Raw genomic sequence first — 21,040 nt, forward strand, 5'->3', positions numbered from 1 at the left:
TCTAGAAATCCGGAAAGCAGTGGGTGCGGCAGCAGACGATGCCGAAAGAGAAAAACGGATCACAGTATATGCGTTTTTTTTGCCTTCTAGCCATTTGCGGTTCTGTCAAGCCTGTAATCTAATGCGGCAAAACATAATTAATCCGTAACTTGCGGATATCGATAGGAAATCGGTTGTGCTAGGGCTCTTCACTAAGAAAGCGAATACGCTACTTGGGATCGACATTAGTTCGACCTCGGTCAAGCTCCTGGAATTAAGCCGCTCAGGCAATCGCTATCGGGTCGAGGCGTACGCCGTTGAGCCTTTGCCGCCCAACGCAGTGGTCGAGAAGAACATTGCCGAGCTGGAGGGGGTCGGGCAGGCCCTGCAGCGTGTTGTGGCGCGCGCCAAGACCGGTTGCAAGCAAGCCGCTGTCGCTGTCTCCGGCTCGGCGGTCATTACCAAGACCATCGAAATGGACGGCGGCCTGAGCGATGACGAGCTGGAGAATCAGCTCAAGATCGAGGCGGACCAGTACATTCCTTACCCGCTCGAAGAAGTTGCCATCGATTTCGAGGTTCAGGGTCCTGCGGCGCGCGCGCCTGGGCGCGTGGACGTGCTGCTTGCGGCCTGTCGCAAGGAGAACGTGGAGATCCGCGAGGCCGCTCTAGCGCTCGCCGGTCTGAGCGCAAAGGTGGTCGATGTAGAGGCGTATGCGCTAGAGCGGTCCTACGATCTGCTCGCGCCCATGCTTGCACAGGGGCACGCCGATCTCACCGTCGCCATCGTCGATATTGGCGCCACCATGACCACGCTCAGTGTGCTGCACAACGGCCGTACCATTTATACCCGGGAGCAGCTGTTTGGCGGTCGCCAGCTCACCGAGGAAATTCAGCGTCGCTACGGGCTTTCGGTGGAGGAGGCAGGGCTGGCGAAGAAACAGGGTGGCTTGCCGGACGACTACGAAACCGAAGTGTTGCAGCCGTTCAAGGAGGCGGTCGTTCAGCAGGTGTCGCGCTCACTGCAGTTCTTTTTCGCAGCCGGTCAGTTCCATGACGTGGATTGCATTCTGCTGGCAGGTGGCACGGCTTCGATACCGGATCTCGACCGGCTCATCCAGCAGAAGGTGGGCACGCAGACCATGGTTGCCAATCCGTTCGCCGACATGGCGCTGAGCAGCAAGGTCAACGCCGGGGCGCTGGCGAGCGATGCGCCCGCGCTGATGATTGCCTGTGGCCTGGCCCTGAGGAGCTTCGACTGATGGCAAGGATCAACCTACTTCCCTGGCGCGAACAGCTGCGCGAAGAGCGCAAGCAGCGCTTCCTGGTCAGTCTGGTCGGTGTGGTTCTGCTCGCCGCTGGCCTGTTATTCCTGGGTGACCGTTTGCTGCAGGGCGCCATCGAGAACCAGGTCGCACGCAACGATTTTGTCCGTCAGGAAATTGCCCTGCTCGATGCGCGCATCAAGGAAATCAAGGAGCTGAAGGAGCGACGCCAGCAGTTGCTCGAGCGGATGAAGATCATTCAGGACTTGCAGGGCAATCGTCCGATCATCGCGCGAGTCTTCGACCAGTTGGTGCGTACGCTACCGGACGGAGTCTACTTCACCAATCTCAAGATGGCCGGAAAGACCATCTCCATTGCGGGCGCGGCCGAGTCGAACAATCGCGTTTCGAACCTGATGCGCAACCTGGATGGGTCTGAGTGGCTCGATGCGCCGAATCTCATCGAGGTTAAAGCGGTGACGGCGGGGGCGATCGATCAGGAAAACGTATTTCAGCTGACCGTGCAGCAAACGCAACCGGTTGCTGCAAAGGAAGGAGCCAAGCCATGAGTCTGGCTGAAACCATCGAAAGCCTGAAGAAGGTGGATCTGTCCGAGCTGGACGTGAACAACCTGGGTTCCTGGCCGGGGCCGATCAAGGTCATTGCGGCGGTCTTGCTGCTGGTTGGTCTGCTGGTCGGCGGCTACTACTTCCATCTGAGCGATCTCAACGTCGAGCTCGAGCAGCAGCGAGCTCAAGAGGAAAGCCTCAAGCAGCAGTTTTCCACCAAGGCATTCCAGGCGGCCAACCTCGAAGCCTATAAAGCGCAAATGGCGGAAATGGAGACGTCGTTCGGCGCCTTGTTGCGTCAACTGCCGAGCGATACCGAAGTGCCCGGGCTGCTGGAGGACATCACTCGCACCGGTTTGGGCAGCGGCCTCGAGTTCGAAGAGATCAAGCTGCAGCCGGAAGTGGCGCAGCAGTTCTACATCGAGCTTCCCATCCAAATATCCGTAGTGGGCGGCTATCACGATCTCGCAACATTCGTCAGCGGCGTTGCCAGTCTGCCCCGTATCGTCACCCTCCATGACTTCGATATCAGTCCGGTGAAGGACGCCGGTTCATCGAAACTGCGCATGAAGATTCTCGCCAAGACTTATCGCTATAACGAGAAGGGGCTGCAGAAATGAGAAAGTCCCGAGTTTGGTTTTCTGCTCTGCTCGTGCTGGCGTTGACTGGCTGCAGCGGTGGCAACGATTTCACCGACCTCCAGCAGTACCTCGATGAGGTCAGGGCCAGGCCCAAGGGCTCCATCGAGCCACTGCCGCCATTCGTTCCTTATGAGGCCTTTACCTACAGCGCTTCGGCCATGCGACACCCATTTCAGCCGCCGATCAAGGTCGACTTGGCGCAGCGGCAGAAGGGTACGAAGAACATTCATCCGGACGAGACCCGGGTGCGTCAGTTCCTCGAAGGTTTCAATATCGAAAACTTCGTCATGGTCGGCACGCTGAGCAATCGCGACGGGCGCTACGCGCTGGTTCTCGGTGGCGGTGGTGTGCATCGGGTAAAGGTTGGTGACTACCTCGGACGCAACCACGGACGCATCGTCGAGATCAGCGAGGCGAGTGTCGACGTGGTGGAAATCGTGCCAGACGGCGATGGTGGGTGGCTGGAACGCCCGCGCAGCTTGAACCTGAAAGAGCGCACCTGAGCGAGGGCACCAGACAATGGAAAACCTAGATTGGTCTGCACAACGGAAGCAATTTATGAATAGCACCCTCTCTCGTGTGGGCGTCGCCATGCTGGCGCTGCTTGCCTCGCCTGCGCTGTTGGCAGCGAATTTGAACAAGCTTGATGTGGCATCGCTGCCGGGAGATCGGGTCGAGCTCAAGCTGGCCTTCGATGAGCCGGTCAGCAAGCCGCGCGGCTATACGCTAGAGCAGCCGGCCCGCATTGCGCTGGACCTGCCAGGCGTTTCGAACAAGCTTGGTGTGAAGAATCGGGAGCTGGGCCTTGGCAACGCGCGTAGCGTAACGGTGGTCGAAGCGCAGGGGCGTACCCGCCTGATTGTTAATCTTGCGTCGCTCGTGCCCTACGCCACTCGAGTCGAAGGTAACGAGCTGTTCATTGTTCTCGGCGAGAACGAGGGGGCGGCTGCCCCAATTGCGTCCGCGGCTGCGTCCCCGGTAGCGAGCCGGCCTGCGCCGGTCGCCGCCAAGATGGTCGGCAAAGCCATCAGTAATATCGATTTCCGACGAGGCGAAGACGGAGCAGGCAATGTCGTGATCACCCTGTCCGACGCATCGGTCGGCTCGACCATCGAGGAGCAGGGCGGAAAGATCAATGTGAAGTTCGACAAGGCACAGCTGCCGGAAGCGCTACGTGTCCGCCTGGATGTGCAGGACTTTGCCACGCCGGTGCGCTTCGTGGATGCCACCAGCTCATCCGGCGGCGCCAGTGTGGCGATCGAGCCGAGCGGCCGATATGACTATCTCGCATACCAGACGGACAACCAGCTGACCATTAGCGTAAAGCCGCTGAGTGAAGACGAGGCCGAGAAGCGCAAGTCTGAGCGCTTTGCGTACAGCGGGGAAAAGCTGTCGCTGAACTTCCAGGATATCGATGTGCGCTCGGTGCTGCAGCTGATTGCCGACTTCACCGATCTGAACCTGGTGGCCAGTGACACCGTGCAGGGCAACATTACCCTGCGTCTGCAGAATGTGCCGTGGGATCAGGCGCTTGACCTGGTGCTCAAGACGAAGGGATTGGATAAGCGCCAGGTAGGTAATGTGCTGCTTGTGGCGCCTGCGGACGAGATCGCGGCCCGTGAGCGGCAGGAGCTCGAGTCGCAGCGGCAAATCGCCGAGCTGGCGCCGCTGCGGCGCGAGCTGATTCAGGTCAACTATGCCAAGGCTGCCGACATTGCGCGTCTGTTCCAGTCGGTCACCGAGAATGGCAGCGGGGCAACCGAGGAGCGCGGCTCCATCGCCGTCGATGACCGCACCAACAGCATCATCGCCTACCAGACCCAGGAGCGGCTGGACGAACTGCGCCGCATCGTCATGCAGCTGGATATCCCGGTTCGCCAGGTGATGATCGAGGCGCGCATCGTCGAGGCGAACGTCGATTACGACAAGAGTCTTGGGGTGCGCTGGGGCGGAACGCAAATATTTGCCAACGGTCGCGGCGCGGTCTACGGCAATGACGATTTGGGAGATGAAGGTGGAGATTCCGGTGAGGATTCCAATGGCAACTTCCCCTTTGTCGATCTTGGTGTGGCGAATCGAACAGCAGGAATTGGTATTGGCTACGTCACTGACAATCTGATTCTCGATCTGGAACTGTCGGCGATGGAGAAAACCGGAAATGGCGAGGTTGTTTCGCAGCCGAAGGTCGTTACGTCGGACAAGGAAACAGCCAAGATCCTGAAGGGCTCCGAAATTCCCTACCAAGAAGCCAGCTCCAGCGGTGCGACCAGCACCTCTTTCAAGGAAGCGGCGCTGTCGTTGGAGGTGACCCCTCAGATCACGCCTGACAACCGCATCATTATGGAGGTCAAGGTCACGAAAGACGCGCCAGACTTCCAGAACGTGCTCAACGGCGTGCCGCCAATCAATAAGAACGAGGTCAACGCCAAAGTGCTGGTCAACGACGGCGAGACGATTGTGATCGGTGGTGTCTTCTCGAATACGCAGAGCAAGTCGGTCGACAAGGTACCGTTCCTGGGGGACTTGCCTTACCTCGGTCGCCTGTTCCGTCGTGACACTGTAACCAACGAAAAATCGGAACTGCTGATCTTCCTGACTCCGCGTATCATGAGTAACCAAGCGATAGCTGTGAGTCATTGATGCGGTGACCAATACCATTCTCGTAGGCCCGATGGGGGCAGGCAAAAGCACCATCGGGCGCCTGTTGGCAAAAGAGCTGCACGTACCCTTCAAGGATTCGGACAAGGAGATCGAGCAGCGCACGGGGGCTAGTATTCCACTGATTTTCGATGTGGAGGGCGAGCAAGGCTTCCGTGATCGCGAGCAGGCCGTCATCGCCGAGCTATGCCAGCTTGGCGGAATGGTGTTGGCGACTGGCGGTGGTGCCGTCATGCGAGAACAGAATCGGCAGGCGCTGCGTGCGGGCGGAAGGGTGGTCTATCTGTGTACATCAGTGGACCAACAGCTCGAGCGGACTGCCCGGGACCGCAATCGCCCCTTGTTGCAGACCTTGGATCCGCGCAAGACGCTGACCGAGCTGATGTCTTTGCGCGATCCCTTATATCGCTCCGTGGCCGACATCATCATCGAGACGGATGACCGTCCGCCGCGCGCGGTGGTCGGTGAGATTCTGCGCCGGCTTGAGGGGCTGCCGTCTCGTGATGGGCGGGAGCAATCTGCGCTATCCTAGCGCCCTTTATCCAGCGGGGGCGTCATGCAGACTCTGAAGGTCGATCTCGGCGAGCGTAGCTATCCCATTTATATCGGCGAAGGGCTGCTGTCGCGCAGCGAGCTTTTCGCAGGGCTTATTCGAGGTCGTCAGGTCGCTGTGGTGACCAACGAGACGGTCGCGCCACTGTATCTTGAGCGCCTGTTGGCCAGCCTTGGGGGTTACACCGTCACGCCGATCGTTCTTCCAGACGGCGAGGCGTTCAAGAATTGGCAGACGCTACAGCTGATTTTCGACGGCCTACTCCAGGCCCGGCACGACCGGCGTACCACCATCATCGCCCTGGGCGGTGGCGTGGTCGGCGACATGGCTGGCTTCGCAGCGGCGTGTTATCAGCGCGGTGTCGACTTCATACAGGTGCCTACCACCTTGCTCTCACAGGTCGATTCGTCGGTTGGTGGCAAGACGGGCATCAATCACCCGCTTGGCAAGAACATGATCGGTGCCTTCTACCAGCCGCTCGGCGTGATCATCGATTCCTCGACCTTGACCACTCTGCCGGCCCGCGAGCTGTCGGCGGGCTTGGCCGAGGTCATCAAGTACGGCCTGATCTGCGATGCACCGTTTCTCGAGTGGCTGGAAAGCAACATCGATAAGCTGCTGGCGCTCGACATGGCGTCTTTGAACGAGGCGATTCACCGCTCGTGCGCTGCCAAGGCGCGGGTCGTCGGTGCAGACGAGCGCGAAGAAGGTATTCGAGCGATCCTCAATCTTGGGCATACCTTCGGCCATGCAATCGAAACGCATCAGGGCTACGGGACCTGGTTGCACGGCGAGGCGGTGGGCGCTGGAACGGCCATGGCGTTGGAGATGTCCCGACGCCTGGGCTGGATTGATGGCGGGGCGCGTGATCGTGCGATGCGCCTGCTTCAGGCAGCGGGGCTTCCGGTGGAGCCACCCGCCGACATGCGGGCGGAAGACTTCCTGACGCATATGGCGGTCGACAAGAAAGTCCAGAACGGCCAGCTTCGTCTGGTTCTGCTCAAGTCGTTGGGGCAGGCCGTGGTGACCGCTGATTTCTCTCGCGATGTACTGAACGAAACCCTTGTTGCCGACTACCGTTCGATTGCGCAAGAGCTTGGAGCATGAACATGACTGGTCTGGCTGCTGACGACGCCTTTCTCGCCCATTACGGGTTTTCCCACGATCCTTTCGCTGCGCGGGTGCCTGGATTCAAGTTTTTTCCGGCGCAGCGCAAGCCGGTGCTTGGGCAGTTGCATCACCTGGCTCGCTATAGCCAGCTAGTGCTTGTTGTGACCGGGCCTGAGGGGAGCGGCAAGACGCTGCTTCGCCAGGCGCTCGTCGCCAGCAGCAACAAGCAGTCGGTACAAAGCGTGGTGATCACTCCTTCTGGGTCGCTGGATGCCAGTGCGCTGCTTCAGCAGATTGCTCAGGCCGTGAGCGCCCCGGTTGCCGACTTCGAGGCGATCATGGCGCAAATTGTCCAGCTCGCCATTACCGGGCAAGAAGTTTATCTGCTGGTCGATGATGCAGACCGTCTCACAGGGGCGGCGATCGAGACCCTCATGCGGCTCGCCAACGGCAACGCCGAAGCAAGGCCGCACGTGTTTCTCTTCGGGCTAGATGCTTTGGTCTCCCGTCTTGAGGCGCTGAGCGGGGGAACGGCACAGGAGTCGTACCACGTCATTGCATTGCAGCCCTATGAAGAGGACGAGACCCGAGAGTACCTGGCAACTCGATTGGAAGGCGCCGGTAGCGATCTGGACTGCTTCACCCGCGAGCAGGTCGTGCGGATCCATGAGGAGTCGGGTGGCTGGCCTGGCGCGATAAACGAAGTTGCGCGAGAGGAGTTGGTCGAAAGCATGCAGCAATCGGCGGCTTCCCGTGGACGAAAGCGAAACTGGGGCTTGCCGTTGCCTGGTAAGCACCTGTTTGCCGCCCTTGGTGTCGTGCTGGTGGTCGTGGTGGCGCTGGTGCTCAGGGGGGGTGAGGAGGGGCCAGTCGAACTCGCAGGTAATGCAGGTCTCGATGCTCAGGGCGAAACCGGCTCCTCCGGGGCTGCCATAGAGTTCAACGGTGCCGAGAAGCCGCTGCCGTTACCGCTTGGCAGCGAGGCGCAGCCGGTCATTCGCGAGCCGCTCGCCGCTGCGGCCGGTGCGCCGGAGGACGACGGCGACAATGCGATCGCTGCGCCGGGGGCGCTGCCGGCAGATGTTGCTGCTTCGGGCTCTTCGCCGGCAAGCTCAACGCCAACGCCAACGCCAACGCCAACGCCAACGCCAACGCCAGCGCCGCAAGCCTCTCCCGCGCCAACAGTGGCTGTAGCGCCGCGACCGGTTGCCGCACCGTCACGCGATTCGACCGTTTCGTCTGCCGCACAGTCGTGGTATTCGCAGCAGCCGGGGAGTCGCTATCTAGTTCAGGTCGTTGGGACTCGTGCCGAGAAGAATGCGAAAGCACTGGTGCAGGAATACGGAGGCGAGTTCCGATACTTCGTCAAGAATCACCAAGGCAAGCCGTTCTACGTGGTTACCTACGGCAGTTTTGCTTCGCGTGCGCAGGCCGTTGATGCCGTGAAGAAATTGCCGGCCAAGCTTCAGGCGGGCAAGCCCTGGGTGCGTAGTTTTTCGAGTGTGCAGGGCGAAATTCGCTCTGCGCAGTAAAAAATTGCCCCAAAAAAGTGCGCGATGCACCGTTTTGGGGCTTGCAAATTTTTGTTTGTGTCGCTCTAGCAGCCTTTGTAAACTGCTCCCCCTTTTGCCCGCGTGTATGACGGGGCTTTTCAGCGCTCCGTCAGTAAGGGGTTGATTTACAACGTATTAGCTGGTGGAGCGCCTATGAGAGCAGGTCTGTTTCGTCCTGAAGAATTCAAGGATAACTGCGGCTTCGGCCTGATTGCCCACATGCAGGGCGAGGCAAGCCATCACCTGCTAAAAACCGCCATCGAATCGTTGACCTGCATGACCCATCGGGGCGGGATCAATGCCGACGGCAAGACCGGCGACGGCTGCGGTCTGTTGATGCAGAAGCCCGATGCCTTCCTGCGCGCGATCGCCAGGGAGCGCTTCGATGTCGAAATGCCCGAGCAGTACGCTGTCGGCATGGTCTTTCTCAGTCAGGACGCAGCGAAAGCTGACAGCGCACGCGGGCGACTGAGTGAGGAGCTGGTCGCTCAAGGGCTCGACGTTGTCGGCTGGCGCGAAGTTCCGGTCGACACCAGCGTGCTTGGTCGGCTGGCCCTCGAGCGCCTGCCGCGTATCGAGCAGGTATTCGTCGCAGCGCCGGAGCTCTCCGATCGCGAGTTCGCCATCAAGCTGTTCTTCGCGCGCCGCCGCGCCGAAGTGGCCTTGGTCGCCGACAAAGAATTCTACGTCTGCAGCCTTTCGGCCAAGGACATCATCTACAAAGGCCTGATGATGCCAGCCGATCTGGCTAGCTTCTATCCCGACCTTGGCGATGAGCGCCTGGCTACTGCCATCTGCGTGTTCCACCAGCGCTTCTCCACCAATACCATGCCGCAGTGGCCGCTTGCTCAACCGTTCCGCTTCCTCGCGCACAACGGCGAGATCAACACCATCACCGGCAACCGCAACTGGGCTCAGGCTCGTCGCCTGAAGTTCGCCAACGAGCAGTTGCCCGACCTCGAGAGCCTGTCACCGCTGGTCAATCGCACCGGTTCCGACTCCTCGAGCATGGATAACATGCTTGAGCTGTTGGTCACCGGCGGAATGGATCTGTTCCGCGGCGTGCGCATGATTATTCCGCCGGCGTGGCAGAACGTCGAAACCATGGACGCCGATCTGCGCGCCTTCTACGAGTACAACTCCATGCATATGGAGCCGTGGGATGGCCCGGCGGGCGTGGTGTTGACCGACGGCCGCTATGCGGTGTGTCTGCTCGATCGTAACGGTCTTCGTCCGGCTCGCTGGGTCACCACGAAGAACGGCTACATTACGCTCGCATCGGAAGTGGGCGTGTGGGACTACAAGCCCGAAGATGTCATCGCCAAGGGTCGGGTAGGCCCTGGGCAGATTCTCGCCGTGGATACCGAGACCGGCGAAGTGCTGCACACTGCCGACATCGATAATCGACTGAAATCGCGCCACCCTTACAAGAAGTGGCTGCGTGAAAATGCGCTGCGCATCCAGTCGACGCTCGACGATAACGATCATGGCTCGGCGTTCTACGACGCCGACCAGCTCAAGCAGTACATGAAAATGTTCCAGGTCACCTTCGAGGAGCGTGACCAGGTGCTTCGCCCGTTGGCCGAGCAGGGCCAGGAAGCGGTCGGTTCGATGGGCGACGATACGCCCATGGCTGTGCTTTCGCGCCGGGTTCGCTCGCCTTACGACTACTTCCGTCAGCAGTTCGCGCAGGTCACCAATCCTCCGATCGATCCGCTGCGCGAAGCCATCGTGATGTCGCTCGAAACCTGTCTGGGAGCCGAGCGCAACGTCTTCGAGGAAACCGCTGACCACGCCAATCGCGCCATCCTGACGACTCCGGTGATTTCGCCTGCCAAGTGGCGGAGCATCATGGAGCTGGGTCGGCCGGGTTTCGAGCGCCACCTGATCGATCTCAACTACGACGAGAGCGTCGGCCTCGAGACCGCGGTGCGCAATATCGCCGACCAGGCCGAAGAGGCGGTGCGTGCCGGCAAGGTGCTGCTGGTGCTCAGCGACCGGCACATCGTGCCCGGAAAGCTGCCGGTGCACGCCTCGCTAGCCGTGGGTGCCGTGCACCACCGGCTGGTCGAGACCGGCCTGCGCTGTGACTGCAACATTCTGGTGGAAACCGCGACGGCGCGCGATCCGCATCACTTTGCCGTGCTCATCGGTTTCGGCGCGACCGCGGTCTACCCGTTCCTTGCCTACGAGGTGCTTGGCGACCTGATCCGTACCGGTGAGGTGCTGGGCGATCTCTACGAGGTGTTCAAGCATTACCGCAAAGGTATCTCCAAGGGGCTGCTGAAAATCATCTCGAAGATGGGCATCTCCACGATCGCATCCTATCGTGGTGCGCAGCTGTTCGAGGCAGTCGGCCTGGCCGAAGAGGTGGTCGATCTGAGCTTCCGCGGCGTGGCCAGCCGGATCAAGGGCGCGCGTTTCGTCGATCTCGAAGCCGAGCAGAAGGCGCTGGCGACCGAGGCCTGGAACGCTCGTCGGCCGATCCAGCAGGGTGGTCTGCTCAAGTTCGTCTATGGCGGCGAATATCACGCCTACAACCCCGATGTGGTCGGTGCGCTACAGGCGGCGGTGCAGAGCGGCGACTATTCGCGCTTCAAGGAATACACCGCACTGGTCGACCAGCGGCCGGTATCGATGATCCGCGACCTGCTGAAGGTCAAGGAGGCGGCCCAGCCGCTGGCGCTCGAGGAAGTCGAGCCGCTGGAGCAGATCCTCAAGCGCTTCGACTCTGCCGGCATCTCCCTCGGAGCCCTTTCGCCAGAGGCGCATGAGGCGATCGCTGCGGCGATGAACCGGATCGGCGCGCATTCCAACTCCGGTGAGGGTGGGGAAGACCCGGCCCGCTACCGTACCGAGCGCAGCTCCAAGATCAAGCAGGTCGCTACCGGTCGCTTCGGCGTCACGCCGGAGTATCTGGTCAATGCCGAAGTGCTGCAGATCAAGGTTGCCCAGGGCGCCAAGCCCGGCGAAGGCGGCCAGTTGCCGGGCGGCAAGGTCAATGGCCTGATCGCACGCCTGCGTTATGCGGTGCCGGGCGTCACGCTGATCTCGCCGCCGCCGCATCACGATATCTATTCGATCGAAGACCTTGCGCAGCTGATCTATGACCTCAAGCAGGTCAACCCGCAGGCGCTTGTCTCGGTCAAGCTGGTTGCCGAGCCGGGCGTGGGCACCATCGCGGCCGGCGTGGCCAAGGCCTATGCCGATCTGATCACCATTTCCGGTTACGACGGCGGCACCGGCGCCTCGCCGCTGACATCGATTCGTTACGCCGGCTCGCCATGGGAGCTGGGGCTCGCAGAGACCCATCAGACCCTGCGTGGCAACGATCTGCGCGGCAAGGTCCGGGTGCAGACCGATGGCGGTCTGAAAACCGGCCTGGACGTGATCAAGGCGGCGATCCTCGGCGCCGAGAGCTTTGGCTTCGGTACGGCACCAATGATCGCACTGGGCTGCAAGTACCTGCGCATCTGCCACCTGAACAACTGTGCGACCGGCATCGCGACGCAGAACGAACAACTGCGCAAGGACCACTTCATCGGGACCGTCGACATGGTGGTGAACTTCTTCACCTTTGTTGCCGAGGAAACCCGCGAGTGGCTGGCTCGTCTCGGTGTGCGCAGTCTCGGTGAGCTGATCGGTCGTACCGATCTGCTCGATGTGTTGCCTGGCGAGACCGACAAGCAGAAGGCACTCGACCTCTCGCCGCTGCTCGGCGGCAGCGAGCTGGCCGACAAGCCACAGACCTGCGAAGTCGACCGCAACCCGCCATTCGACCAGGGCCTGCTGGCCGAGGAAATGGTGCGTCTGGCCAAGTCGGCCATCGAACAGAAGGCGGGCGGCGAGTACGAGCTGTCGATTTGCAACTGTGATCGCTCGATCGGCGCCCGCGTGTCCGGCGAAATCGCACGCCTGCACGGCAACCAGGGCATGAAGGATGCGCCACTGACCTTCCGCTTCAAAGGTACCGCCGGACAGAGCTTCGGTGTATGGAACGCCGGCGGTCTGCATCTGTACCTCGAGGGCGATGCCAACGACTACGTGGGCAAGGGCATGACCGGAGGCAAGCTGGTGGTCACTCCGCCGCGCGAAGCCGGTTACGCCTCTCAGGAGTCGGCCATCATCGGCAACACCTGTCTGTATGGCGCAACCGGGGGCAAGCTGTTCGCGGCGGGCACCGCCGGTGAGCGCTTCGCGGTGCGCAACTCGGGGGCGCATGCCGTCGTCGAGGGCACTGGCGATCATTGCTGCGAGTACATGACGGGCGGCTTCGTCTGTGTCCTGGGCAAGACGGGCTCCAACTTCGGCTCCGGCATGACAGGCGGCTTCGCCTATGTGCTGGACATGGACAACAGCTTCATCGATCGGGTGAACAACGAGCTGGTGAACCTGCACCGCATTACCGGCGAGACGATGGAAGCGCACCGCAGCCATCTGCAGTCGGTACTGCGTGAGTATGTCAACGAGACGGGCAGCGCCTGGGGCGCTCAGATCCTGGAGAATCTCGACGATTACCTGCGCCGCTTCTGGCTGGTCAAGCCAAAGGCCGCGAATCTGGCGTCGCTGCTTTCCAGCACCCGAGCCAACCCGCAATAAGAATTTGAGCGTAGTGCTGCATGCCAGTGACGCCTGGCCCGCCTCTGCGGGCCAGGCGCGCCGGCTCAAGCTAGCTGATGAGGTTTCAAATGACTGAACGTCTAAACAACGACTTCCAGTTCATCGAGGTCGGGCGCAAGGATCCGAAGAAGAAGCTGCTGCGCCAGCGCAAGAAGGAATTCGTCGAGATCTACGAACCCTTCAAGCCGGAGCAGGCTTGCGAACAGGCGCACCGCTGCCTCGGTTGCGGCAACCCGTACTGCGAGTGGAAGTGCCCGGTTCACAACTACATCCCGAACTGGCTGAAGCTGGTTTCCGAGGGCAACATCCTCGCGGCTGCCGAGCTGTGTCACCAGACCAACACGCTGCCGGAAGTCTGCGGCCGGGTCTGCCCGCAGGATCGCCTGTGCGAGGGCGCCTGCACGCTGAACGACGGTTTCGGCGCGGTGACCATCGGCTCTGTCGAGAAGTACATCACCGACACGGCGTTCGCCATGGGCTGGCGACCGGACATGTCCAAGGTCAAGCCGACCGGCAAGCGTGTGGCGGTCATCGGCGCCGGTCCTGCCGGTCTCGGTTGCGCCGATGTGCTGGCGCGTAACGGTGTCACCCCCGTGGTGTTCGATCGAAACCCGGAAATCGGCGGCCTGCTGACCTTCGGTATTCCGGAGTTCAAGCTTGAGAAGACCGTTCTCAGCCGTCGTCGCGAGATCTTCACTGGCATGGGCATCGAATTCCGCCTCAATACCGAGGTGGGTAAAGATATCTCCATGGACCAGCTGCTCGCCGAATACGACGCGGTGTTCATGGGCATGGGCACCTACACCTACATGAAAGGCGGCTTCCCGGGCGAGGACCTGCCCGGTGTGTACGACGCGCTGGACTTCCTCATCTCCAACGTCAACCGCAACCTTGGTTTCGAGAAATCGGCCGAAGACTTCATCGACATGAAGGGCAAGAAGGTCGTGGTGCTGGGTGGCGGTGACACGGCGATGGACTGTAACCGCACCTCGATCCGCCAGGGCGCCAAGAGCGTTACCTGCGCCTACCGCCGTGACGCCAAGAACATGCCCGGCTCGCGCCGTGAGGTGAAGAATGCGAAGGAAGAGGGCGTCAAGTTCCTCTTCAATCGTCAGCCGATCGCCATCATCGGCGAGGACAAGGTCGAAGGCGTCAAGGTCGTCGAGACGCGCCTCGGTGAGCCTGATGCCCGTGGCCGTCGCAGCCCCGAGCCGATCCCGGGTTCCGAGGAAGTGCTACCGGCCGATGCCGTGGTGATCGCCTTTGGTTTCCGTCCCAGCCCGGCCCCGTGGTTCGAGGATATCGGTATCCAGCTGGACAATCAGGGTCGCGTGATCGCGCCGGAGCTCGGTGAGTTCAAGCACCAGACCAGCAATCCGAAGATCTTCGCCGGCGGCGACATGGTGCGCGGTTCCGACCTGGTCGTCACCGCGATCTTCGAGGGGCGTCAGGCTGCCGAAGGGATTCTTGACTACCTCGGCGTCTGAACCTCAGCGCATCGGCCTGACCTGAATCAAGCCGATTGAAAGGGCACGGCGTTCGCCGTGCCTTTTGCTATCCGCTTTGCGACAATGCACGGCAATTTTTCGCGGGAACCCCTACATGACTGCCTTGAAGAACGACCGTTTCCTTCGTGCCCTGCTCAAGCAGCCCGTCGACGTCACCCCGGTATGGATGATGCGCCAGGCTGGCCGCTACCTGCCGGAATATCGTGCTAGCCGCGCCAAGGCAGGCGACTTCATGAGCTTGTGCATGAATCCGGAGCTGGCCTGTGAAGTGACGCTGCAGCCGCTGGATCGCTATCCGCTCGATGCGGCGATCCTCTTCTCGGACATCCTCACGGTTCCTGACGCCATGGGCCTGGGGCTCTACTTCGAGACAGGCGAAGGCCCGCGTTTCAAGAAGGTGGTCAGCACTGCAGCCGACATCGAAGCGCTACCGATCCCCGACCCCGAGCAGGATCTGGGCTACGTCATGCAGGCGGTGCGCACCATTCGCCGTGAACTGAATGGCCGTGTGCCGCTGATCGGGTTCTCCGGCAGCCCCTGGACGCTGGCGACCTACATGGTCGAGGGCGGCTCCTCCAAGGACTTCCGCAAGTCCAAGGCGATGCTCTATAGCGATCCGGCAGCGATGCATGCGCTGCTCGACAAGCTGGCGCAGTCCGTCACCAGCTACCTCAACGGCCAGATCCGCGCCGGCGCCCAGGCGGTACAGATCTTCGATTCCTGGGGTGGCAGCCTGTCGGCAGCGGCATACCAGGAATTTTCGCTGGCCTACATGCGCAAGATCGTCGACGGGCTGATCCGTGAGCATGATGGACGCCGGGTACCGGTGATCCTGTTCACCAAGGGCGGCGGGCTGTGGCTCGAATCCATGGCCGACAGCGGTGCCGAGGCGCTGGGTCTGGACTGGACCTGCGACATTGGCAGTGCCCGTGCTCGTGTAGGTGACAAGGTCGCTCTGCAGGGCAACATGGACCCGAGCGTTCTCTACGCCAAGCCGGAAGCGATTCGCGCCGAGGTCGGCCGAATTCTCGCCAGCTTCGGCCACGGCAACGGCCACGTCTTCAATCTTGGTCACGGCATCACGCCAGAGGTCGATCCGGCGCATGCCGGCGCGTTCATCGAGGCTGTGCACGAGCTGTCACTGCCGTACCACCAGGTCTGATCCGGTCGCCGTAACGTCAACGCCCCGCTCGAGCGGGGCGTTTGCGTTTTCAGTGGTTGCCGGCCGGGCTTTTGTTGACGCAATGACCGCGGCGCACGGGTTCGCCTTGACAGCCCCGCGGGATATGCCGAAAGCTACGGCGCGGCCGGCAAGGGCGTCGGCCATTTCACTGGATAAGAGAACGAACATGAAACGGATTCTGCTAGCGTCCCTGCTCTGCACTGTATCGGCCGGCGCCTTCGCCGAAGCGCCCGGCGGCCCCGGCTGCGGTTGGGGCAACATGCTGTTCGAAGGCCAGCGCGGCCTGCCTTCCCACCTGGTGGCGTCGATCACCAACGGCACTTCCGGCAATGCCACCTTCGGCATGACGTCGGGCACCAACGGTTGCTCTACCGATGGCACGCTGACCTACAACGGCAAGCCAATGCTGGTGCTGAGCAGCATCATGACCGAGCTGTCGGAGGATATGGCCAAGGGCGAGGGCGAAGCCCTGACCACCTATGCGGTGGTGCTCGGTGTCAAACCCGAGGATCGTGCGCACTTCGCTGCCGTCACCCATGCTCATTTCGAGCAGATCTTCAGCTCTGCCGATGTGACCGCCGAGCAGGTCCACGCGGCGACCCTGGCCGTACTGAAGCAGGACGCCCGCCTGGCTCGCTACGCCGAGCAGGTCTGACGCGGGTCTCCTCATCGTGCCCGCTCAGCGGGCACGTTTCTCTCAGGCTATCTCTTGGCCAGGCATGTTCCGAACACTGTTCCTGCTGACGTGCTGCTGCGCGAGCGCCCTCGTGCAGGCGGCTGCCCCCGCTCCGGCTGATCGGTTGCAGCGGCTGGCAAGCGATCCCTACTGGCTCTCGCTTGGCCACTACGAACGCGGCAAGCTGGCTGGCTGGCGCAGCTACGTCGACGATGACGCCTTCTTTCTGGCCGAGGACGGCGCATGGGACCCAGCCGCAGAGCTGACGGCTACCCTGGCCGGCCTCTATGCTCCGTCCAGCCTGGGCGACCGGCATCCGCAGTGCGTCTATCCGGCGCGTACCCGCTGGCTGCGCGAGCAGCTGGCACTGGATGATCTTCCTGCCGTCTCCTGTGCCGAGTTCAATGAGTGGTATGCCGACATTGCCCCTCACAGCAGTGTGCTGGTGTTTCCGGCGGCCTATCTCAACAGCCCTTCGTCGATGTTCGGCCATACGCTGCTGCGCATCGATCAGGTCGACATCGATACGCAAGGCAGCCCGCTGCTCAGTTATGCGTTGAATTTCGGTGCCTTCATCGAGGGCATGGACAACAGCATTCTCTACGCCTGGAAAGGCCTGATGGGCGGCTACCCCGGGCTGTTCTCACTGCTGCCCTATCGCGAAAAGATCGGCGAATACAGTCGTTTGGAAAACCGCGACCTCTGGGAGTACCGGCTGAATCTCACGCCCGAAGAAACCGGGCGGATGCTCGAGCACGTCTGGGAACTCAAGCAGATCCAGTTCGACTACTTCTTCTTTGATGAAAATTGCTCCTATCGGCTGCTGGAGCTGCTGGAGATCGCCCGGCCAGGTCTGGAGCTTACCGAGCAGTTTCCCCTGACCGCGATTCCCGCCGACACCGTACGTGCGGTCAAGGATGCCGGCCTGGTGGAGCGCATCGATTACCGGCCATCGCGTGAGCGCGAACTCCTGACGCGCAGTGCACCGCTGCAAGCGCAGGAGCTCGCATGGGTTTCCCGTCTTGCCGACAGCCCGAGCGTCGTCGACGAGCCGGACTATCTGATACTGGCCGCTGAGCGGCGCGCGCTGATTCAGGATGCGGCCTATCGCCTGCTGCGCTATCACGCGGCAGGGCAGGAGCGAGACCCGCGCAATGCCGCTCACAGCTATCGATTACTCCAGGCGATCAATCGCAACCCGCCTCCTCGATTGCAGATCAAGCAGCCGGCACTGCCCGAGCAGGGGCATGAATCGAGAACGCTGCTGGCTGGCATCGGCAATCGGGACGGCCGTGCCTTCGCCGATTACGGCCTTCGGATGGCTTATCACGATCTGCTGGACAACCTCGAGGGCTTTCCGCTCGGTGCGCAGATCGAGATTGCACAGCTACAGCTTCGTCAGTACGAAGGCGGTCGTTTGCAGCTGCAGCGCCTGGATCTGGCCGGCATCCGCTCGCTGACGCCGATGTCACCGCTGCTCAAACCATGGTCGTGGCAGGTGGCCGCCGGCCTCGAGCGGGTAGCTACGGAGCAGGCGGACGAGCGTCTGGTAGGGCATATCAATGGTGGCGGTGGCTTCACTTGGGAGTTGAATGAAGCGCTGCTCGGTTTTGCCCTGGCGACGGTGCGGATCGAACACAATCCCGACGCAGCGGCATGGCTCAGCCCCGCTGTCGGATTCGACAGCGGGCTGCTGTGGCGCAATCGGATGGGCAACCTGCTGTTGGAGGCGCGAGGCGACTATTTCCATCATGGCGAGGTGCGCCGCCGGCTCGGGCTGGCTCAGCAGTTCGAGCTGAGTAGCGATGTGGGGTTGCGCCTTGGTCTCGAGCGGGTTTTTGCCGAGGCCGCAGCGACCGAGGTGCAGCTGCAGCTACGCTGGTACTTCTATTGAGGATCGAGGCTCAGGGCTGCTGATAGTGGCCCGGTGTGGTTCCGGGCTCATGCTCATGAACAACCTTTGTCACTCGGATGTCGGTGATACCGAGCACTTCAGCCTGCCGCAACAGCTCCTGCTCCCCCGCGTCGGCATCGGGCATCACCAGGCGGTTCTCGGCATCGGCATTGTGCAGGCGGATCAGGTGTTCAGCCGCATGTGCGCTGGACAGGCTCTGCTCGTCGGACTCGATGATCTCGGCGCGCGGATCGTTCTGGTAGATGTAGTTCACTTCGAATTTGTGCGTGCTCTTGCCGAACATGTGCGGGCTCCTGGTAGCTGCGACGTGTTCAGTGGACAGGCGTCCCGAGAGGGTTGTTCCGCAGCCGAAGAGCCCGGCTGCGGGAGAGGGCCTAGTTGTAGCGATACTTCGTTTCGACCCGGCGCTTCTGGATGCTGTACTGCGTCATGTCGATCTCGTTGCGCGTCAACCGATCCTCGAGTGCATCGAGCTCGCGATTTTCCAGCGTACTCACGTGCTGTTTGGTCGCGTGATAGTTGATGGTCTCGGCAGCGCTGTGGCCGCTGACCGGATCCCACAGAATCGAGAGCGGCCAGAACAGCAGATTGACGACGCCCAGGCCATACTCGCGGCCATAGAAGGAGCCGCCACCGGGCAGCAGGCCGAGCGCGGTCCCCACGGCCGGGTTCTTTTCCTCGACGGCAAGCCCGGCAGCCTCGAAATGGCGCAGTTCGGATTTCTGGTAGGAATTAAGGCCGCTCGCGCAACCGGTCGAAGCCACGATCGCTCCGATGACAAACAGATGGGACAGCTTCACAACAGCTCCTTCTCGCTGACAGATCCAAGCGCTCTTCGGCGCGGGCGCAGCCTAGCATGTTGTGATGGCTAAATGACATCGATCGGTGCTATCCAACGCCTTGCTGCTTCAACCAGCTGAGCAGTTGGGGCAGCGGCATGGCACCGCTTTGCCGGGCTACCTCGCGACCGTCCCGGAACAGAATCAGGCTTGGAATGGAGCGGATGCCCAGCTGAGTCGACAGTTGTCGGTTGGCTTCGCTGTCCAGCTTCGCCAGCCGGCAGCGGCCTTGAAGTTGGGACGCGGCCTGGGCGAATACCGGAGCGAAGCTGCGGCAAGGCCCGCACCAACTGGCCCAGACGTCCACCAGCAACGGCAGGTCGCCCTTGATCTGGTTGGCGAACTGGCCCGCCTGCAATTCGAAGGGTTGCGCAGAGAGCAGATCAGCTTTGCAGCGTCCGCAATGTGGCGCGTCGCTGAGCCGAGCAGCGGGGATACGGTTGAGACTGGCGCAATGCGCACAGGGGACGATCAGTGAGTCGGTCATGGCGAGGCTCCATGGCGGTATGCCGATTAATGTGGAGCCTCGCCTGCGAATATCAAGCCGGGTGGGCTAGAGGAGGTCAGCCCTTGGCGGCGTCCAGTGCCTGTGCCAGGTCCGCAAGGATGTCATCGATGTGTTCGATGCCGATGGAAAGGCGGATCAGGTCCTGGGACACGCCCGCGCGGGCAAGCTCCTGAGCATTGAGCTGACGATGGGTGGTGCTCGCCGGGTGGCAGGCCAGCGACTTGGCGTCGCCGATATTGACCAGGCGAACGATCAACTTGAGGGCGTCGATGAAGCGCGCGCCGGCCTCCAGGCCGCCGGCGATGCCAAAGCAGAGGATCGACGCCGGCTTGCCGCCCATGTAGCGCTGCGCCAGCGCATGCTCGGGATGATCGCTGAGGCCGGCGTACTTCACCCAGGCGACCTGGGGGTGGGCCTGAAGGAACTCGGCCACCTTGCGTGCATTCTCGCAGTGGCGCTCCATGCGCAGGGCGAGGGTCTCCAGGCCCTGCAGGATCAGGAACGAGTTGAACGGCGAGATCGCTGCGCCCATGTTGCGTAGCGGTACCACGCGGCAGCGGCCGATGAAAGCGGCCGGACCGAAGGCTTCGGTATAGGTCACACCGTGATAGGACACGTCCGGCGTGTTGAGCAGCGCGAAGCGCTCCTTGTGCTGCGCCCAAGGGAATTTGCCGGAGTCGACGACGATGCCGCCAATGCTGGTGCCGTGGCCGCCCATGTACTTGGTCAGCGAATGGACGACGATGTCGGCGCCGTGTTCGAACGGTCGGCAGAGGATGGGCGTCGCCACCGTGTTGTCGACGATCAGTGGGACGCCGTGACGGTGCGCGGCGTCGGCCAGCGCCTTGAGATCGATGATATTGCCGGCCGGGTTGCCGATGGACTCGCAGAAGACCGCCTTGGTCTTGGCGTCGATCAGCGCTTCCAGCGCGGCGATGTCGTCGTGGGCAGCGAAGCGCACCTCGATGCCCTGACGCGGCAGGGTGTGGGCGAAAAGGTTATAGGTGCCGCCATAGAGCTTGGCCACCGAAACGATGTTATCGCCGGCTTCAGCGATGGTCTGGATCGCATAGGTGATCGCCGCCATGCCCGAAGCCACCGCCAGCGCGGCGATACCGCCTTCCAGGGCGGCGACACGCTGTTCGAGCACGTCGGTGGTGGGATTCATGATGCGCGTATAGATGTTGCCAGGCACCTTCAGATCGAAGAGGTCGGCGCCATGCTGGGTATCGTCGAACGCATAGGATGTGGTCTGGTAGATCGGCACAGCCACGGCCTTGGTTGTCGGGTCCGGGCTGTAGCCCGCATGAATCGCCAGGGTCTCCAGTTTCATTGCGGCATGTCCTTGTTGTTGGCCGGAAAGTTCCGGAGGATGCGGCGAAGCCTTGCCTGGGTCAATGACCCAGCGCAACGAAGCACGGCGCACCTGACGCGCGCGGAAATTGCCGGCGAATGCGCAAGAAA

The 21,040-nt window shown here is 61.8% G+C and carries 17 protein-coding genes; 13 read left to right on the forward strand and 4 right to left on the reverse strand.

The window, feature by feature from the left end:
* Window positions 1–175: 175 nt before the first annotated feature.
* The 13 genes from CL52_RS02560 to CL52_RS02620 all read left to right on the forward strand — a co-directional run bounded on the left by CL52_RS02560 (window position 176) and on the right by CL52_RS02620 (window position 18,208).
* Window positions 176–1,240, forward strand: a complete 1,065-nt coding sequence (locus CL52_RS02560; protein WP_043218298.1) for a pilus assembly protein PilM — start codon at window positions 176–178, stop codon at window positions 1,238–1,240.
* Window positions 1,240–1,812, forward strand: coding sequence for a PilN domain-containing protein (locus CL52_RS02565; RefSeq protein ID WP_043218300.1), 573 nt, complete (start codon window positions 1,240–1,242; stop codon window positions 1,810–1,812). The genes CL52_RS02560 and CL52_RS02565 overlap by 1 nt, the downstream gene beginning before the upstream one ends.
* On the forward strand, window positions 1,809–2,432 hold the full coding sequence (gene pilO / locus CL52_RS02570; RefSeq protein WP_043218303.1) for a type 4a pilus biogenesis protein PilO: 624 nt from the start codon (window positions 1,809–1,811) through the stop codon (window positions 2,430–2,432). Before CL52_RS02565 ends, pilO begins: the two co-directional genes overlap by 4 nt.
* Complete coding sequence (pilP, locus tag CL52_RS02575) at window positions 2,429–2,956, forward strand: type 4a pilus biogenesis lipoprotein PilP (RefSeq protein WP_043218306.1); 528 nt, start codon at window positions 2,429–2,431, stop codon at window positions 2,954–2,956. Before pilO ends, pilP begins: the two co-directional genes overlap by 4 nt.
* Window positions 2,957–3,011: 55 nt before the next feature.
* Window positions 3,012–5,093 carry a type IV pilus secretin PilQ gene (locus CL52_RS02580; protein WP_043218307.1) on the forward strand — a complete coding sequence of 694 codons (2,082 nt, stop codon included), beginning with the start codon at window positions 3,012–3,014 and terminating at the stop codon, window positions 5,091–5,093.
* A 4-nt stretch (window positions 5,094–5,097) separates the two neighbouring features.
* Window positions 5,098–5,643: a shikimate kinase AroK gene (gene aroK / locus CL52_RS02585; RefSeq protein WP_061339736.1), complete on the forward strand. Its 546-nt coding sequence runs from the start codon at window positions 5,098–5,100 to the stop codon at window positions 5,641–5,643.
* Window positions 5,644–5,667: 24 nt separating this feature from the next.
* Window positions 5,668–6,771: a 3-dehydroquinate synthase gene (aroB, locus tag CL52_RS02590; RefSeq protein WP_043218310.1), complete on the forward strand. Its 1,104-nt coding sequence runs from the start codon at window positions 5,668–5,670 to the stop codon at window positions 6,769–6,771.
* A 2-nt stretch (window positions 6,772–6,773) separates the two neighbouring features.
* The gene (locus tag CL52_RS02595) at window positions 6,774–8,306 is read left to right on the forward strand and encodes an AAA family ATPase (RefSeq protein ID WP_043222889.1); all 1,533 of its coding nucleotides are present in this window, start codon (window positions 6,774–6,776) and stop codon (window positions 8,304–8,306) included.
* 174 nt (window positions 8,307–8,480) lie between these two features.
* Complete coding sequence (gene gltB / locus CL52_RS02600) at window positions 8,481–12,926, forward strand: glutamate synthase large subunit (protein WP_043218314.1); 4,446 nt, start codon at window positions 8,481–8,483, stop codon at window positions 12,924–12,926.
* An 89-nt stretch (window positions 12,927–13,015) separates the two neighbouring features.
* Complete coding sequence (locus CL52_RS02605) at window positions 13,016–14,434, forward strand: FAD-dependent oxidoreductase (protein WP_043218316.1); 1,419 nt, start codon at window positions 13,016–13,018, stop codon at window positions 14,432–14,434.
* A gap of 115 nt (window positions 14,435–14,549) precedes the next feature.
* Window positions 14,550–15,617, forward strand: a complete 1,068-nt coding sequence (gene hemE, locus CL52_RS02610; protein ID WP_043218318.1) for a uroporphyrinogen decarboxylase — start codon at window positions 14,550–14,552, stop codon at window positions 15,615–15,617.
* A gap of 187 nt (window positions 15,618–15,804) precedes the next feature.
* Window positions 15,805–16,293, forward strand: coding sequence for a DUF3015 domain-containing protein (locus CL52_RS02615; RefSeq protein ID WP_043218322.1), 489 nt, complete (start codon window positions 15,805–15,807; stop codon window positions 16,291–16,293).
* 64 nt (window positions 16,294–16,357) lie between these two features.
* The gene (locus CL52_RS02620) at window positions 16,358–18,208 is read left to right on the forward strand and encodes an Lnb N-terminal periplasmic domain-containing protein (RefSeq protein ID WP_043218325.1); all 1,851 of its coding nucleotides are present in this window, start codon (window positions 16,358–16,360) and stop codon (window positions 18,206–18,208) included.
* Window positions 18,209–18,218: 10 nt separating this feature from the next.
* Here CL52_RS02620 and CL52_RS02625 read toward each other — a convergent pair whose 3' ends face one another.
* The 4 genes from CL52_RS02625 to CL52_RS02640 form a co-directional block, all read right to left on the reverse strand.
* Window positions 18,219–18,512 carry a hypothetical protein gene (locus CL52_RS02625; protein ID WP_043218328.1) on the reverse strand — a complete coding sequence of 98 codons (294 nt, stop codon included), beginning with the start codon at window positions 18,510–18,512 and terminating at the stop codon, window positions 18,219–18,221.
* 91 nt (window positions 18,513–18,603) lie between these two features.
* The gene (locus CL52_RS02630; RefSeq protein WP_234458620.1) at window positions 18,604–19,023 is read right to left on the reverse strand and encodes a hypothetical protein; all 420 of its coding nucleotides are present in this window, start codon (window positions 19,021–19,023) and stop codon (window positions 18,604–18,606) included.
* 94 nt (window positions 19,024–19,117) lie between these two features.
* Window positions 19,118–19,555: a thioredoxin TrxC gene (gene trxC, locus CL52_RS02635; protein WP_043218336.1), complete on the reverse strand. Its 438-nt coding sequence runs from the start codon at window positions 19,553–19,555 to the stop codon at window positions 19,118–19,120.
* A gap of 76 nt (window positions 19,556–19,631) precedes the next feature.
* Window positions 19,632–20,909 carry a bifunctional O-acetylhomoserine aminocarboxypropyltransferase/cysteine synthase gene (locus CL52_RS02640; RefSeq protein ID WP_043218338.1) on the reverse strand — a complete coding sequence of 426 codons (1,278 nt, stop codon included), beginning with the start codon at window positions 20,907–20,909 and terminating at the stop codon, window positions 19,632–19,634.
* Window positions 20,910–21,040: the final 131 nt, after the last annotated feature.

This window comes from Stutzerimonas balearica DSM 6083 (assembly GCF_000818015.1).
Taxonomy (GTDB): Bacteria; Pseudomonadota; Gammaproteobacteria; order Pseudomonadales; family Pseudomonadaceae; genus Stutzerimonas; species Stutzerimonas balearica.